Source organism: Nonomuraea rosea (genome assembly GCF_039539705.1).
GTDB classification, from domain to species: Bacteria; Actinomycetota; Actinomycetes; order Streptosporangiales; family Streptosporangiaceae; genus Nonomuraea; species Nonomuraea rosea.
The window spans coordinates 251,251-265,397 of the sequence record NZ_BAABDQ010000011.1; the positions used below are offsets into that span (position 1 = coordinate 251,251).

Here is a 14,147-nt window from a genome sequence, read left to right on the forward strand (position 1 = left end):
GCGCCCTACGTCGTGGAGAAGGCGGCGTCGAAGGCCGTCGTGGGCGGGGTGATGGAGTTGAGTGTGCGGATGTAGGCCAGCGCCTCCCTCGCCCCGTCCAGCCGGTCCATGCCCGCGTCCTCCCACTCGATGGAGATGGGCCCGTCGTACCCGATCGAGTTGAGCGCCCTGAAGCAGTCTTCCCAGGGCACGTCGCCGCGGCCGGTCGAGACGAAGTCCCAGCCCCTGCGCATGTCCGCCCACGGCAGGTGGGAGGACATGCGGCCCTTGCGGCCGTCCCCCACGCGCATCCGCGTGTCCTTGCAGTCCACGTGGTAGATCCGGTCCTTGAAGTCCAGGATGAACGCGACCGGGTCCAGGTCCTGCCAGACCATGTGCGAGGGGTCCCAGTTCAGGCCGAACGCCGCGCGGTGGCCGATGGCCTCCAGCGTCCGCTGGGTCGTGTAGTAGTCGTAGGCGATCTCGCTCGGGTGGATCTCGTGGGCGAAGCGGACCCCGACCTCGTCGAAGACGTCGAGGATGGGGTTCCAGCGGTCCGCGAAGTCCTGGTAGCCGGCCTCCACCATCGAGGCGGGCACCGGCGGGAACATGGCCACCGTGTGCCAGATCGACGACCCGGTGAAGCCCACGACCGTGTCGACGCCCAGCAGCCTGGCCGCCCTGGCGGTGTTCTTCAGGTCCTCGGCGGCGGCCTGGCGCACCGACTCCGGGTCGCCGTTGCCCCAGATGCGCGCGGGCAGGATGGCCTTGTGGCGCTCGTCGATCGGGTGGTCGCAGACGGCCTGGCCCACGAGATGGTTGGAGATCGTCCAGACCTTCAGGCCGTGCTTGTCGAGCTGAGCGCGCTTCTGCTCCACGTACGAGGGGTCCGACACGGCCTGGGCCACATCGAAGTGGTCGCCCGAGCAGGCGATCTCCAGGCCGTCGTAGCCCCACTCGGCGGCCAGCCTGCACACCTCCTCGAACGGCAGGTCGGCCCACTGTCCGGTGAACAGCGTGACTGGTCGCATCAGTCAGTCCTCCACGCTCGTGTAGCGGCTGCCGTCAGCCGCGCTCCGCTCGACCGCCGCCAGCACCTTCTGGACCCGCAGGCCGTCCGCGAACGACGGCGTCGGGTCCGCTCCGGTGGCGATCGCCTCCAGGAAGTCCTTCACCTCGTGGGTGAAGGTGTGCTCGTAGCCGAGCCCGTGTCCCGGCGGCCACCAGGCGCCCACGTACGGGTGGTCCGGCTCGGTGACCAGGATGCGCTCGAAACCGCCGCCGCCCTGGCTGAGCCACAGCTCGTTCATGGACTCGAAGTCGAACGACAGGCTGCCGAGCGAGCCGTTGATCTCGATGCGCATCGCGTTCTTGCGCCCGCTGGCGAACCTGGTCGCCTCGAACGAGGCCACCGCGCCGCCGGACAGCCGGCCGATGAACAGCGCGGCGTCGTCCACCGTCACCGGCCCCTTCTCGGACGTGCCGGTCGCGCCCAGGCCGGCCGACTCGGACGCGAGCGGGCGTTCCTTGATGAACGTCTCCGTCAGCGCGGAGACGCCCACCACCCGCTGCCCGGTGATGAACTCGGCCGCGTCCACGATGTGCGAGCCGATGTCGCCCAGCGCGCCCGCGCCCGCCTTGTCCTTCTGCAGCCGCCAGACGAGCGGGAACTCCGGGTCGACGATCCAGTCCTGCAGGTATTGAGCCCGCACGTGCCTGATCTCGCCGAGCCGGCCCTCCTCGACGTAGCGGCGGGCGAGCGCGACCGCGGGCACCCGCCGGTAGTTGAAGGCCACCATGCTCTTGCCCGGCGCCGCGGCCGCGGCCGCCACCATCGCCTCGGCTTCGGCGACGGTGTTGGCCAGCGGTTTCTCGCAGAGCACGTGCTTGCCTGCCTGCAGCGCGGCGATGGCGATCTCGGCGTGGGAGTCGCCAGGCGTGCAGATGTCCACGATCTGCACGTCGTCGCGCTTGACCAGCTCTCTCCAGTCCGTCTCTATGTCGGCCCAGCCGAGCTGCGCGGCGGCCGTCTCAGTGCGCTCCTTCGACCTGCCCGCCAGCACCGCCATGCGTGGTGCCAGCGGGAGGTCGAAGAAGGCCCCCACGCTGCGCCAGGCCTGAGAGTGGACACGGCCCATGAAGGCATAGCCGATCATGCCCACGCCGATGCTCGTTCTGTCTGACATGCAACCCCCGATCAGGATTCGAAGCCGAGCGCCAGATACTTCTCGACGTTCTCCTTGGTAATGGTCTCGGACGCCAGTGTGATCGACTGGGGAACGGAGTTCTCCACCAGATCACTCATGCGCTTCTCCTGTGCTATCAGACGAGCGAGCTTGATCGCCGAGGAGGCCATCGTCGGGCTGTAGGTGACCGTGGCCTTCAGCACCGACGTGCCCGACTGGATCTCCTTCATCGCGTTGAGCGAGCCGGCGCCGCCGACCATGATGAACTCGTTGCGGTTGGCCTCCTTGATCGCGGCCAGCACGCCGACGCCCTGGTCGTCGTCGTGGTTCCAGAGCGCGTCGATCTTCTTGTGCGCCTGGAGGAGCGACGTGGCCACCTGGTTGCCCGTCTCGACGGTGAACTTGGCGTCCTGCTTGGCCGTGACGCTGAAGTTGTAGGTCTTCAGCGCGTCCGCGAACCCCTTGCTGCGGTCCTGGGTCAGCGGCAGCGTGGCGATGCCCTGGATCTCGACGATGACGGGGTTCGTCACGCCCTTGTCCTTGAGCTGCTTGCCGATGAAGTGCCCGGCCGCGACGCCCATGCCGTAGTTGTCGCCGCCGATCCACGTCCGATAGGCCAATTTGTCGGGGAAAACGCGGTCAAGGTTGATGACCGGGATGCCCGCCGCGGTCGCCTGCAGCGCGACCTGGTTGAGCTGCTGGCCATCGTTCGGCAGGATCACCAGCGCGTTCACCTTGGCCGCGATGAGCGACTCGACCGCGGAGATCTGCTGGTTGATGTCGTTCGTGGGCTCGACGGGCTTGAACTCGACGTCGGAGTACTGCTTCGCGGCAGCCTCCGCGTTCTTGGCGATGGCCGCGATCCAGCCGTGGTCGGCGGCCGGCGCCGAGAAGCCGATCACGACCTTCGTACCCGGCTGGTCGTTGCCACTGGCCGCCGGAGCGGGCGCGGGAGCTGCGCTGCTCGGTGCCGCCGCCGGCTCGTTGCTGGTGCAGCCCGACACTAAGAGCGCCGCTCCACCCAGACCGCCGACCAGGAATCCCCTGCGCGCGACGTTGTCACTCATGGTGCTCTCTCCTTTAGGTTCCGCCGCTGGAGAAGAACGGCGACGACGATGATCAGGCCCTTGGCGATCAGCTGGTCGCTGGTGTTGAGCCCGTTGAGGATGAACAGATTCGTGATGAGCGTGAAGATCAGCAGACCCAGGATCGAGCCCACGATCGTGCCCCGGCCCCCGGTGAGCAGCGTGCCGCCGATGATCACGGCGGCGATGGCGTCGAGCTCGTACAGGTCGCCATGGGTGGACGAGCCTGTCGTCGTACGGGCCATGATGAGGATGGCGGCGATGCCGCAGCAGAGCCCCGACAGGGCGTAGAGCAGCATGGTGTGCCTGCGCACGTCGATCCCGGCGAGCCTGGCCGCCTCGGGGTTGCCCCCGACCGCGTACGTCCGCCGCCCGAACGTCGTGCGATTGAGCACGATCCACCCCAGCACCACGACCAGGGCGAAGATGTAGACCAGCAGCGGAATGCCGAGCAGACGTGTGGTCGACAGGTCCACGAGTGAGGCGTTCTCGGGATGGATGATCTGTGTCTTGCGGTCGGACATGCGCTGCGCCAGCCCTCGGGCGGCGACCAGCATGGCCAGCGTGGCGATGAACGGCACCAGCCGCCCGTAGGCGATCAGCAGCCCGTTGACCAGCCCGGCCCCTGTGCCGACGAGGACGGCGCAGACCGCCATCACCACCGGCCCGTACGACTGCGTGGCCAGCGTCGTCGCCCAGACCGAGGCCAGCGCCATGACCGCGCCCACCGACAGGTCGATGCCGCCGCCGATGATCACGAACGTGGCCCCGACCGTGATCACGCCGATCGTGGCGGCCAGGGACAGGATGCTGACCAGGTTGGAGGCGGTCGCGAAGTTCTCCGGCCTGGTGACCAGGCCGACGACGATCAGCAACGCGAGCGCTCCCAGCAGCCCGAGGTGCCGCATCTCACCGAAGCCGGAGCCGAGGTTGCGCATCGACGCCAGCCCGGTGGCGGCCGCTTTCGCGGGCGGATCCGCGTGTCTTGTGGGCTCGGTCATTACGCCGCCCTCCCATTCATGATCATGTCGAGTACGCGGTGCTCGTCCAGCTCCGCCGCGCCGCCCTGGTGGATGACGGTCCCTTCGCGCAGCACCAGCACGCGATCGGCCAGGCCGAGCACCTCCGGCACCTCGCTGGAGACAAGCAGCACGCCGATGCCCTGTTCGGCCAGGTCGCGGATCACCGCGTAGAGCTCGGCCCTGGCCCCCACGTCGACGCCCCTGGTGGGCTCGTCGAGCAGGAGCAGCTTGCGTCCGCCGAGCAGCCAGCGGGCGAGCACGGCCTTCTGCTGGTTGCCCCCCGAAAGCGTGCGGATCGGGCGTTCGGTGTCGGGTGGCCGGATGTCCAGCATTTGCGACAGCCGGCTCGCCTCGCTCCGCTCCCGCTTACGGTCGATCCAGCCGAACCTGGAGAACCCCGGCAGGGTGCCCAGGGTGATGTTCGCCGTGACGCTCTGGTCGAGGAGCAGGGCCTGGGCCTTGCGTTCCTCCGGGGCCAGGCCCATGCCGTGCCGGACCGTGCCGACGACGCCCCGGCGTACGGGCCGGCCGGCGAGCAGGACGCGGCCCGAGGCGGGACGTGCGCCGTACACCGCCTCCAGGATCTCCGAACGCCCCGAGCCGACGAGCCCGGCCAGCCCGACGATCTCGCCCGCCCGCACGGAGAACGACACGTCGGCGAAGACGCCGGGCGAGCTCAGGCCCTCGACTTCGAGTACGGTCTCGCCCGGCGCGCGCTCGGCTCTGGGCGGGAAGACGTACTCGACGTTCCTGCCGGTCATGAGCGAGACGATCTGCGTGGTGGGCGTGTCGCGCGCGGACAGTCCGACGGCGACCGTGCGGCCGTCCTTGAGCACGGTGACCCGGTCGCCGATCTCGCGGATCTCCTCCAGGCGGTGCGAGATGTAGACGACGGCCACGCCCTGGGCGGTCAGCTCCCTGATGATGCGGAAGAGGTTCGCGACCTCGTCGTGGGCGAGCGCGGCCGACGGCTCGTCCATGATGATCAGGCGGGCGTCGTGCGAGAGCGCGCGTGCCATCGAGACCACCTGCTTGGCCGCCGGTGACAGCCGTCCGACCTCGGTGGACGGGCGGATCTCCGGATGGCCGAGCCGTTCGAGCACCTCGCGGGCGGCGCGCCTGGCGGCGACCCTGTTCACGAAGCCGAAGCGGGCGTGCTCGTGGCCGAGGAAGATGTTCTCGGCCACGCTGAGCCCCTCCACCAGGTCCAGCTCCTGGTAGATGGTGGCGAAGCCGAGCTTGATGGCGTCGATCGGGCTGCTTGGGCGCACCTCCGCCTCGTTGAACAGGATCGTGCCCTCGTCCGGCTGGTGCACCCCGGCCAGCACTTTGATCAGGGTGGACTTCCCCGCGCCGTTCTGGCCGAGCAGGCAGTGCACCTCGCCGGCCCGTACGTCCAGGTCCACCCCGTCCAGCGCGCGCACGCCGGGGAACTGCTTGACGATGCCCTTCATGACCAGCATCGGGCTTCCTTCCAGGCGTTCTTCAGGCGTTGACGATGCGGTTGATGTTGTCCGGTGACAGGTAGTGCTCGATGGCGAGGTTGCCCGAGCCGAGCGCGGCGGCGTTGATGCCCGTACGGCTCGGCGTGATCGACAGGTGATGCGTGGCCAGCGGGAGCGACCTGCGGTAGACGGTCTCCCTGATGCCGGCGAGCAGGTGCTCGTGCACCCGCGACAGGGCGCCGCCGATGACGATGACCTCGGGGTTGAAGAAGTTGACCAGGCTGGCCAGCACCTCGCCGATCAGCCGGCCCGCCTCCCTGACCAGCCGCAGCGCCTGCGTGTTGCCCGCCTGTACGAGCGCCACGACGTCGGCTCCCGACTCGGCCGCGAGACCCAGCTCGGTCAGCCTGCGCGCGATCGCGGCCCCGCCGGCCACGGCCTCCAGGCAGGCGCTGTTGCCGCACCGGCAGCCGGCGTCCTCGTGGCCGCTGACCCGGATGTGCCCGATGTCGCCCGCCGAGCCCTGCGCGCCCCTGTGCAGCTTGCCCTCGGCCATGATCCCGCAGCCGATCCCGGTGCCGACCTTGACGAACAGCAGGTGGTTGATGCCGGGGAAGGAGTTGCGGTGCTCGCCGAGCGCCATCACGTTGACGTCGTTGTCGACGAGCACGGCCACGCCGCCGAAGTATTCGGGGATCGGGTAGTCGTTCCAGCCGGGCATGATCGGCGGGTTGTTCGGCCGGCCCGTGGCGAACTCGACCGGCCCCGGCACCCCGATCCCCATCGCGCGCAGCGCCGTCCTGGGCCGTCCCACCTGGCCGAGCAGCCGGTCGAGCCGCTGGTCGACGTGGGCCAGCACCTTTTCCGGGCCCTCGCCGATGAGCAGCGAGTCCTCGCACTCGGCCAGCACGTTGCCCGAGATGTCCATCAGCGCGACACGGCAGTGCGTGGCGCCCAGATCGACGCCCGCGAAGGCGTGGTCCTCGGTGTGCAGGCGCAGCTGGCGCGGCGGCCGGCCGCCGGTGGACTCGCCGCTCTCGGTCTCCTCGACCAGGCCGCGCTCGATCAGCGCGTCCACGCGCTGGGAGATCGTGGACCTGGCCAGGCCCGTGAGCCTCGCGAGATCGGAACGGGTCGTCGCCGAGCCTGCACTGATCAAAGTCAGCACATCACCGGCGGAGCCCGGCTGGGGGGTCATGCCGAGACAATAAGATCACCGATGCGGCAAATCAAGAGTGAGAATCGACCAAACTCCCCCAACTTCCGCCGAAGATCGAACAAAGCCGGGTTTGTGCTTGAATTTCCCGACATTTCGGCGCTTATCGGGACCCCTTGGAGCCAGGCGTGTTTCGTCGTTTCTCCGGCCTGGCCCTTCTGGCCGCGATCGGCGCCGTGCTCGTCTATTGGTGGGGCGGCACCGTGCTCACCACCCAGACCGACGAAGCCCTGCGCGCCCAGCGTCCCGTCAGGGAGCGATGCCCCGGCGACCACGACGCCGAGTGCGCCGCCATCAAGGTCCCGCTCGACCACGCCGCGCCGGAGGATCGTCCGATCGAGCTGGCGCTGGCCCGGCTCCCCGCCCGCCACCCGGACCAGCGGATCGGCTCACTCGTGGTGAACTACGGCGGTCCTGGCGTCTCCGGCATCGACAGCCTCCTCGCCGACCCCGAGCTCTTCATCGCGCTGCGCGCACGCTACGACATCGTCGCCTTCGACCCGCGCGGCGTCGGCAAGAGCTCTCCCCTCAACTGCCGCCCCGGTGGGGAGCCCCTGCCCTATCTCGCCATAGACCAGACGCCGGACACGGCGCGCGAGCTGGAGATCCTGGTCAAGGCCAGTGACGACTACGCGGCGGCGTGCAAGCGACAGGCCGGGTGGCTCCTGCCGCACCTCACCACCGATGCGACCGCCCGCGACCTGGACATCCTCCGGTCAGCACTCGAAGAGCCGGAGCTCACCTTCTTCGGCTACTCCTACGGCGGCGGTCTCGGCGCCGCCTACGCCAAGCTCCACCCCGGCAAGGTCCGGCGCATGGTCCTGGACGCCCCGTCCGCGGACCCCGGCGGCGGCCCGCTCATCGAGCATCCCGCCATCGTCTCCGACGAGCCCATCCGGGTGTTCGCCGCCGACTGCGTCAAGCGCCGCGGCTGCCCCCTCGGCCGCAAGGTGCGTACGGGGCTCACGAAGATCCAGACGTTCGTGGAGAGACTCGACCGGCGCCCGCTGCCCGTCTCCGGGCACAAGCTCACCGACGCCCTCGCGGTCGAAGGCCTGAACGAGTTGCTGCGCACGACGGATGACTGGCCGCGGCTCCGCCGCGCGCTGGCCGCGGCGTTCGAGGGCGACGGCCGGCCGCTCTACGACGCGGCCATGGACTTCCAGGAGTCCCAGGGCTTCTCCAGGGACGCCTTCACCGCGATCAGCTGCGCCGACACCTCGACGCGGCCGCGGCCGGGGTTCATCGAGGAGCAGGCGAAGATCGCGCGAGAACGTGCGCCGATCTCCGGCGCGTGGTCGGCCTGGAGCGCACTGATGTGCCAGGGCTGGGACACGGTCAAGGGGACGGCCTGGCTGACCGATCCGCCCCGGCAGCTCTCGCCGATCATGGTGGTCGGGACCGACGGCGATCCCGTCGTCCCCTATGAGGTCGTGAAAGAGGTCAGGTCCACGCTCTCCGGCTCGGTGCTGGTGACGCTGCACGGTGACGGGCACACCGCGTACCGGACCGGCGTGCTCTGCGTCAACGAGGCGGTGGAGGCGTACCTGCTCGACGGGGAGGTCCCCACCGCCGACGTGAAGTGCCGGGCGGCGGGGACCGGCAAGCGCTAGAGCATCGCCTTCATCGAGTCGGCGGCCGTGAGGACGTAGGGCTGCTCGGCCATGATCGACTCCCAGTTGCCGGCGATGGACTCCGGCGTGAGGTCGTCGTCCTTCCAGCCTGGCCCCTCGGCCACGAACACGCGCGCGACCCGCCCGCCGCCGACGGTGAACACCTCGCCGCTCGACTCGCACGACTCGTGCACGAGGTAGGCCACCAGCGCGCTGACCCGCTCGGGCGTGAACTTGGCCTCGAACTCGGCCGGCAGCAGCGCCTCCGTCATCCGGGTCCAGGCGATGGGCGCGATGGCGTTGGCCTTGATGCCGTTGCGCGCGCCCTCGATGCCGAGCGTCTTGGTCAGGCCGACCAGGCCCATCTTGGCGGTGGAGTAGTTCGCCTGGCCGAAGTTGCCGAACAGGCCCGCAGGGCTGGAGGTGTTGACGATGCGGCCGTAGCCCGCCTCCTTCATCAGCGGGTAGGCGGCCTGGCTGACCAGGTACGAGCCGCGCACGTGCACGGCCAGCACCCCGTCGAAGTCCTCGGCCGTCATCTTCCCGAGCGACTTGTCGCGCAGGATGCCCGCGTTGTTGACGACGATGTCGACCCTGCCGAACGCGTCGGCCGCCGCCTGCACGATGGCCCTGGCGCCCTCGGGCGTGGCGACGTTGTCGGTGCTGGCGACGGCCTGGCCGCCGTTCTTCACGATGAGGTCGGCCACCTCGGCGGCGGGCCCCGCGGAGGCGCCGGTGCCGTCGAGCGCGCCGCCGAGGTCGTTGACGACGACCTTGGCTCCCCGCTCAGCCAGCAGGAGCGCGTGCGATCTGCCGAGGCCGTGCCCGGCCCCCGTGATGATCGCGACCCTGTCATCGAACCGAAGCATCGAACCTCCCACGCAGGAGAACAACATTCTAGTACGAGTACGATAACCCGCCGGGTCACCCGGCGGCCGGGAACCACAGGTCCGGCTCCCCCGCCACCCGGCGTACCCGCCCCTTGGCCTCCAGCCACGCCAGATGGGCCAGTGTCTCGTTGTTGGCCGAGCGCCGCATGTACGGCGGGATCGTCTCCCACGGCCGCGACCACGTCAGCCGGGTCGCCACGTCCCAGCAGGCCACGCCGTCGCGCGCGCCGACGACCTGCTCGATCTCGGCCAGGCGCTCGTCATGGTGCGCCAGCACGTAGTCCACCCGCTCGGCCAGCTCCAGGAACCGGTATTCGTGCGCGGGCAGCACCTCCTCGACGTCCAGCTTGCGCACGGCGGCCAGCGAGTCGAGGTAGTCGGCCAGCGGGTTCGGCCCCGACTGGGGATGCACGGCCACGATGGGCGTGATCTTCGCCAGCACGTGGTCGCCGGAGAACAGCAGGCGGCGGCCGGGCGAGACGAAGCAGAGGTGGCCGGGCGAGTGGCCGGGGGTCCAGAGCGCCCGCAGGTCCCAGCCGGGCAGCCCGAGGTCGTCGCCGTCCTCGACCAGCCGGTCGGGCTTGGCCATCGAGACCATGTGCCTGATCATCATCGACGCGCCGGCCAGCTCGTCCAGCGTCATCGCCGGCACGCCGCAGCGGACGAGCAGCGCGCGCTCGCGTTCGACCAGGGAGTCGATGGCGGCGTCGTCGTAGCGGTCGCGGACCAGGCGGGCGTCGGCCGGGTGCAGCGCGATCCAGGCGCCGGAGGCCTCCCTGATGCGGCCGGCCAGCCCGTAGTGGTCGGGGTGGATGTGCGTGACCAATATGCCCTTGACGTCGGTGATCGCGTAGCCGGCCACGCCGAGCCCGGCGGCGAGCGCGTCGTAGGCCTCGTCGGTGTTCCAGCCGGCGTCGATGATCGCGACGCCGTCGGGGAGTTCGAGTGCGTAGACCAGCACGTATCGGAGGGGGTTGATCGGGATCGGCACCGGGATGGACCATAGCCCCGGGCGTACCCGCTCGACTTCGGGGATCGTCTTACCGATCCACGCCTCCCGCTGTGTCTCGTTTGCCGGGGTCACCACGAACTTCGCCATGCCCCAGATTGTGCCAGAATTAAATTCTGATCCGAATCATGTTCTACTAGGGGCATGAAGCTGAGCCGCGAGATCACCGACGATGGCCGCTTCGTCCGGCAGCCCAACCGCTTCACGGACCGGCTCGGTCCTCCCGAGCCCGGTCGCTACCGGCTCTACGCCTCCTACGCCTGCCCGTGGGCGCAGCGCGTGCTGATCGTCCGTGCGCTGCTCCGCCTGGAAGACCTGCTGGACGTCACGATCGTCGATCCCATCCGCGACGAGAAGGGCTGGCGGGTCCCGGGCGGCGAACCGGAGTACCTGTCCGAGCTCTACCACGCGACCGATCCTGGCTATGTGGGCCGCTACACCGTCCCGTGCATCTGGGACACCAAGGACAAGCGGATCGTCACCAACGACTTCCCCCAGATCACCCTCGACCTCGAAACGTCATGGGGCAGCTCGCCGAACCTCTATCCCGAGCGGCTGCGCCCCGACATCGACATCATGAACGACCGCCTCTACCACGGCCTCAACAACGCGGTCTACGAGGCGGGCTTCGCCCACGACCAGCAGGCGTACGAGGAGGCGGTGGCGCGCGTCTTCTCCACCCTCGACTTCCTGGAGGTGCGCCTGGCGGAGTCCGGCTTCCTCTTCGACACGCTCACCGACAGCGACGTGCGCCTCTACACGACCCTGGCCAGGTTCGACGCCGTCTACTACGCGCACTTCAAGTGCTCGATCAGGCGGCTGAGCGACTATCCGGCCCTGTGGGCGTACGCACGCAGGTTGTACGCCATCCCGGCCTTCCGCGAAACCACCGACTTCGACCAGATCAAGCGTCATTACTACATCACCCAGACCAACATCAACCCGAGCCGGCTCGTGCCGGTCGGGCCTGAGCTGGACTGGAGCGTGTAGACGCGGGCATCCGCAGAAACAGCAGGGCCGACGACAGCAGCACCACGGCGGTGGCGCCCCAGGCGGCGGCGAGGCCCGCCTGGGCGGCCAGGGTGGCGATCGTCAGGTTCGCCGCGATCCCGCCGGACTGCTGGGACAGCGAGCTCGTCGAGGTGACGGTGGTGCGCTCGGCGGCGGTGACCGCATTGTGGGTCATCTCCAGGCACAGCACGGCCATCACCGCGATGCCGACGAAGAGCACGATGTAGGCCAGCCCGGCGCTCACCAGCCCGGGCAGGCCGCCCAGACCGGCCGTCACGGCCAGGGCCCCGACGGAGAGCGCGGCCAGCGCGGTGCCCGCGATCGCGCCCCTGGCCGAGCCGCCCGCCAGCCGCGCCGCGCGGGGCGCGAGCGCGCTGCCGGTCGCGCTGCCCGCGAACCCGAGCGCCGCGACCACGGCGTAGGCGAGACTCCCGCGCTCGGGCGTGCCCGCCAGCTCGGCGAGGCGGCCCGGCGTGAGGAGCTCGATGATCATCAGCACCACGCCCGACGCGGCGGCGGCGAGCATGAGCCTGCGCAGCAACGCGCCGCCCGCGGCCACCCGGACGCCGGCGGCCACCGTGGCGGGCACCTCGCGCAGCACACTCGCCAGCGAGCGGCGCGCGTGCGCCGGCTCGGGCAGCGCGAACACCACCACGACCAGCAGCACGGCCGCCGCCACCGCGCCCAGCAGGGGCGGCGCGGCCAGCGGGAGCATCAGCGCGGGCGGCACCAGGAGCGGCACGCCGCCGCCCGCCAGCACGCCGACGCACAGGGCCACGGACTCCATCGCGCCGCCCCTGGCCAGGCCCGGCCTGAGGTCCGCCTCGTGGCCTTCGATCCCGTGCAGCGTGTCGACGTACCAGGAGGTGGCGGGGCCGCTGGACAGCGCCCTGGCCACACCCTTCAGCACCCCGCTCGCCAGGAACATCCAGAACGTGGTGGACACGCTCATCAGCGTCAGCCCCGCCACCGTGAACGCGGCCGAGGCGGCCAGCACCACGCGCCGCCCCACGACGTCGGCCAGCCCGCCCGTGGGCAGCTCCAGGCTCACGGTCACGACCGAGAACACGGTCACCGTCAGCCCCACCTGGGCCAGGCTCAGCCCCCGCTCGGTCATCAGCAGGACCATCCCGGCCATCATCAGCCCGATGGGCAGCCAGGTCAGGAAATTGACGAGCATGTAGCGCCGTAATGCGGAACGCGCGGTCACGGCTCCTCCGTCCGTGCCCGGGGGAAGCCCCCCACGAATATCTGGACATGCGGGGCGTCGGGAGCCCCCGCGTAGCGCTCGGCGAGCTCGCGCAGGATCTCCTCGGTACGCGTCATGAACTCGCCCACCGCGGCCGGCGGCAGCTGGAGGAAGTGGTCGCTCACGCCCGCCACCTCCACCCACTCCGGGGACCACGCGGACTCGTCGAACTCCTCGACCACCCGCCGGACCACCTCGGCCTGCCGCAGCCGCATGATCTTGACCGCCTCGCGGCCCTCGGGCGTGTCCGACAGCTCGCGGCTGTTCCACGAGGTGTAGCGGTGGCGGGCCCGCCAGCGGCGCTCGCGGCCGTCGCGCCGCTCGTCGTCCTCCTCGATGAACCCGTACTTGAACAGCTCGCGCAGGTGATAGCTGGTCGAGCCGGAGCTCTCGCCCACTCTGCGGCCCAGCTCGCTGGCCGTGGCCGGGCCGTCGGTCCGCAGCAGGCCGAGCAGCCGGACCCGCAGCGGGTGGGCGACCACTTTGAGCACCTGCGGGTCACTGATCTTGTAGCTGTACTCCACACAGCCGACGATAGACCGCAAAGACAATTTTGCAAAGGGAATTTTGTGATTGCTCCGCTCATACACTGGGCGGATGCTTGACGACATCTGGGTGGACGACTCCGTCTTCGCGCTGCGCCCCGACTTCGCGGTGCTGATCATGACCGCGCACGGCCTGCGCAACGGGCCCACCGACGACCGCTCCCGCGCGTGGCTGGCGGCGGCCTCCGACCTGGAGGTGCAGGCCGGCAAGATCGACGCCTGGAAGGAGGCCTACCGGGCGTTCGGGGCCAAGCCGCAGCGGACCAGGCCCTCGGTCGACGCACTCACCCGCAGGATGCCGCTGCCGGAGATCAACCAGGTCGTGGACGCGTACAACTCGATCAGCGTGAAGCACGCGCTGCCGATCGGCGGCGAGGACCTCGACCACTACGCCGGCACCGCGCGCCTGATCAGGGCGGCCGGGGACGAGGCGTCGGAGGAGGCGCTCGGGCAGCCCGAGCCCGGCGAGGTGATCTGGCGCGACGACACCGGCGTCACGTGCCGCAGATGGAACTGGCGTCAGGTGGTCCGCACGCGGCTCACCGAGGAGACGACGAACGCGATCTTCCTTCTCGAGCGGCTGGAGCCGATGTCGCTGGAGGAGCTGAAGGAGGCCGGCGAGGAGCTGGCGAACCTGCTGTCCGAGTTGTCCCCTGAGGTGCGGATCGCAAGCAGGTTGCTGTCCAGTGGGAAATAAACCTCTTGTGGAGCTGTTGATACCAAAGAGTAATAATTGCTGCACCACCCGGATTGACTAGGCAGACGTGACCTCTTTGCGCAGTCCTGAGAGGATCGTTCGAGGCGGCACGGGCTCTTCGGCTCGCGCTGCCGGTCCGGGCGAGTAGCCTTGGACAGGTTCTCTAACATCAACGCCGATCTGCGGAAGAGGGCGATTTC

The 14,147-nt window shown here is 69.7% G+C and carries 13 protein-coding genes; 3 read left to right on the plus strand and 10 right to left on the minus strand.

The genetic code is table 11. The annotated features are described in order from the left end of the window. Window positions 1-5: 5 nt before the first annotated feature. Genes ABEA43_RS26265 through ABEA43_RS26290 form a run of 6 tightly spaced genes read right to left on the minus strand, consistent with a single transcriptional unit; the run spans window position 6 to window position 6,915 of the window. The gene (locus ABEA43_RS26265; protein ID WP_345565921.1) at window positions 6-1,013 is read right to left on the minus strand and encodes a sugar phosphate isomerase/epimerase family protein; all 1,008 of its coding nucleotides are present in this window, start codon (window positions 1,011-1,013) and stop codon (window positions 6-8) included. Beyond that, window positions 1,014-2,165 (minus strand): Gfo/Idh/MocA family protein, encoded by a 1,152-nt coding sequence (locus ABEA43_RS26270; RefSeq protein ID WP_345565769.1) that lies wholly within the window; start codon window positions 2,163-2,165, stop codon window positions 1,014-1,016. A gap of 11 nt (window positions 2,166-2,176) precedes the next feature. After that, window positions 2,177-3,232: a substrate-binding domain-containing protein gene (locus ABEA43_RS26275; protein WP_345565771.1), complete on the minus strand. Its 1,056-nt coding sequence runs from the start codon at window positions 3,230-3,232 to the stop codon at window positions 2,177-2,179. Next, a complete protein-coding gene (locus ABEA43_RS26280) occupies window positions 3,229-4,251 on the minus strand; it encodes an ABC transporter permease (RefSeq protein ID WP_345565773.1) in 1,023 nt (340 codons plus the stop codon). The genes ABEA43_RS26275 and ABEA43_RS26280 overlap by 4 nt, the downstream gene beginning before the upstream one ends. Next, the gene (locus tag ABEA43_RS26285; protein WP_345565775.1) at window positions 4,251-5,735 is read right to left on the minus strand and encodes a sugar ABC transporter ATP-binding protein; all 1,485 of its coding nucleotides are present in this window, start codon (window positions 5,733-5,735) and stop codon (window positions 4,251-4,253) included. Before ABEA43_RS26285 ends, ABEA43_RS26280 begins: the two co-directional genes overlap by 1 nt. 22 nt (window positions 5,736-5,757) lie before the next feature. Next, on the minus strand, window positions 5,758-6,915 hold the full coding sequence (locus ABEA43_RS26290; RefSeq protein ID WP_345565777.1) for an ROK family transcriptional regulator: 1,158 nt from the start codon (window positions 6,913-6,915) through the stop codon (window positions 5,758-5,760). Between the two features lie 146 nt (window positions 6,916-7,061). Here ABEA43_RS26290 and ABEA43_RS26295 point away from each other — a divergent pair, with 146 nt between their 5' ends. Next, window positions 7,062-8,546, plus strand: a complete 1,485-nt coding sequence (locus tag ABEA43_RS26295; protein WP_345565779.1) for an alpha/beta fold hydrolase — start codon at window positions 7,062-7,064, stop codon at window positions 8,544-8,546. On the opposite strand, the gene ABEA43_RS26300 is transcribed toward ABEA43_RS26295, so the two are convergent. Both ABEA43_RS26300 and ABEA43_RS26305 read right to left on the minus strand, forming a co-directional pair. Beyond that, a complete protein-coding gene (locus ABEA43_RS26300) occupies window positions 8,543-9,415 on the minus strand; it encodes an SDR family oxidoreductase (protein WP_345565781.1) in 873 nt (290 codons plus the stop codon). The genes ABEA43_RS26295 and ABEA43_RS26300 overlap by 4 nt on opposite strands. A 55-nt stretch (window positions 9,416-9,470) precedes the next feature. Continuing rightward, window positions 9,471-10,535, minus strand: a complete 1,065-nt coding sequence (locus ABEA43_RS26305) for an MBL fold metallo-hydrolase (RefSeq protein ID WP_345565783.1) — start codon at window positions 10,533-10,535, stop codon at window positions 9,471-9,473. 54 nt (window positions 10,536-10,589) lie between these two features. Here ABEA43_RS26305 and ABEA43_RS26310 point away from each other — a divergent pair, with 54 nt between their 5' ends. After that, on the plus strand, window positions 10,590-11,435 hold the full coding sequence (locus tag ABEA43_RS26310; protein ID WP_345565785.1) for a glutathione S-transferase family protein: 846 nt from the start codon (window positions 10,590-10,592) through the stop codon (window positions 11,433-11,435). Here ABEA43_RS26310 and ABEA43_RS26315 read toward each other — a convergent pair. Next, complete coding sequence (locus ABEA43_RS26315) at window positions 11,383-12,666, minus strand: MFS transporter (RefSeq protein ID WP_345565788.1); 1,284 nt, start codon at window positions 12,664-12,666, stop codon at window positions 11,383-11,385. The two genes, ABEA43_RS26310 and ABEA43_RS26315, sit on opposite strands and share 53 nt — an antisense overlap. Beyond that, window positions 12,663-13,229: a winged helix-turn-helix domain-containing protein gene (locus ABEA43_RS26320; protein ID WP_345565790.1), complete on the minus strand. Its 567-nt coding sequence runs from the start codon at window positions 13,227-13,229 to the stop codon at window positions 12,663-12,665. The genes ABEA43_RS26315 and ABEA43_RS26320 overlap by 4 nt, the downstream gene beginning before the upstream one ends. Before the next feature lie 73 nt (window positions 13,230-13,302). Between ABEA43_RS26320 and ABEA43_RS26325 the strand changes: the two genes are divergently transcribed. Next, a complete protein-coding gene (locus tag ABEA43_RS26325) occupies window positions 13,303-13,947 on the plus strand; it encodes a B3/B4 domain-containing protein (RefSeq protein ID WP_345565792.1) in 645 nt (214 codons plus the stop codon). Window positions 13,948-14,147: the final 200 nt, after the last annotated feature.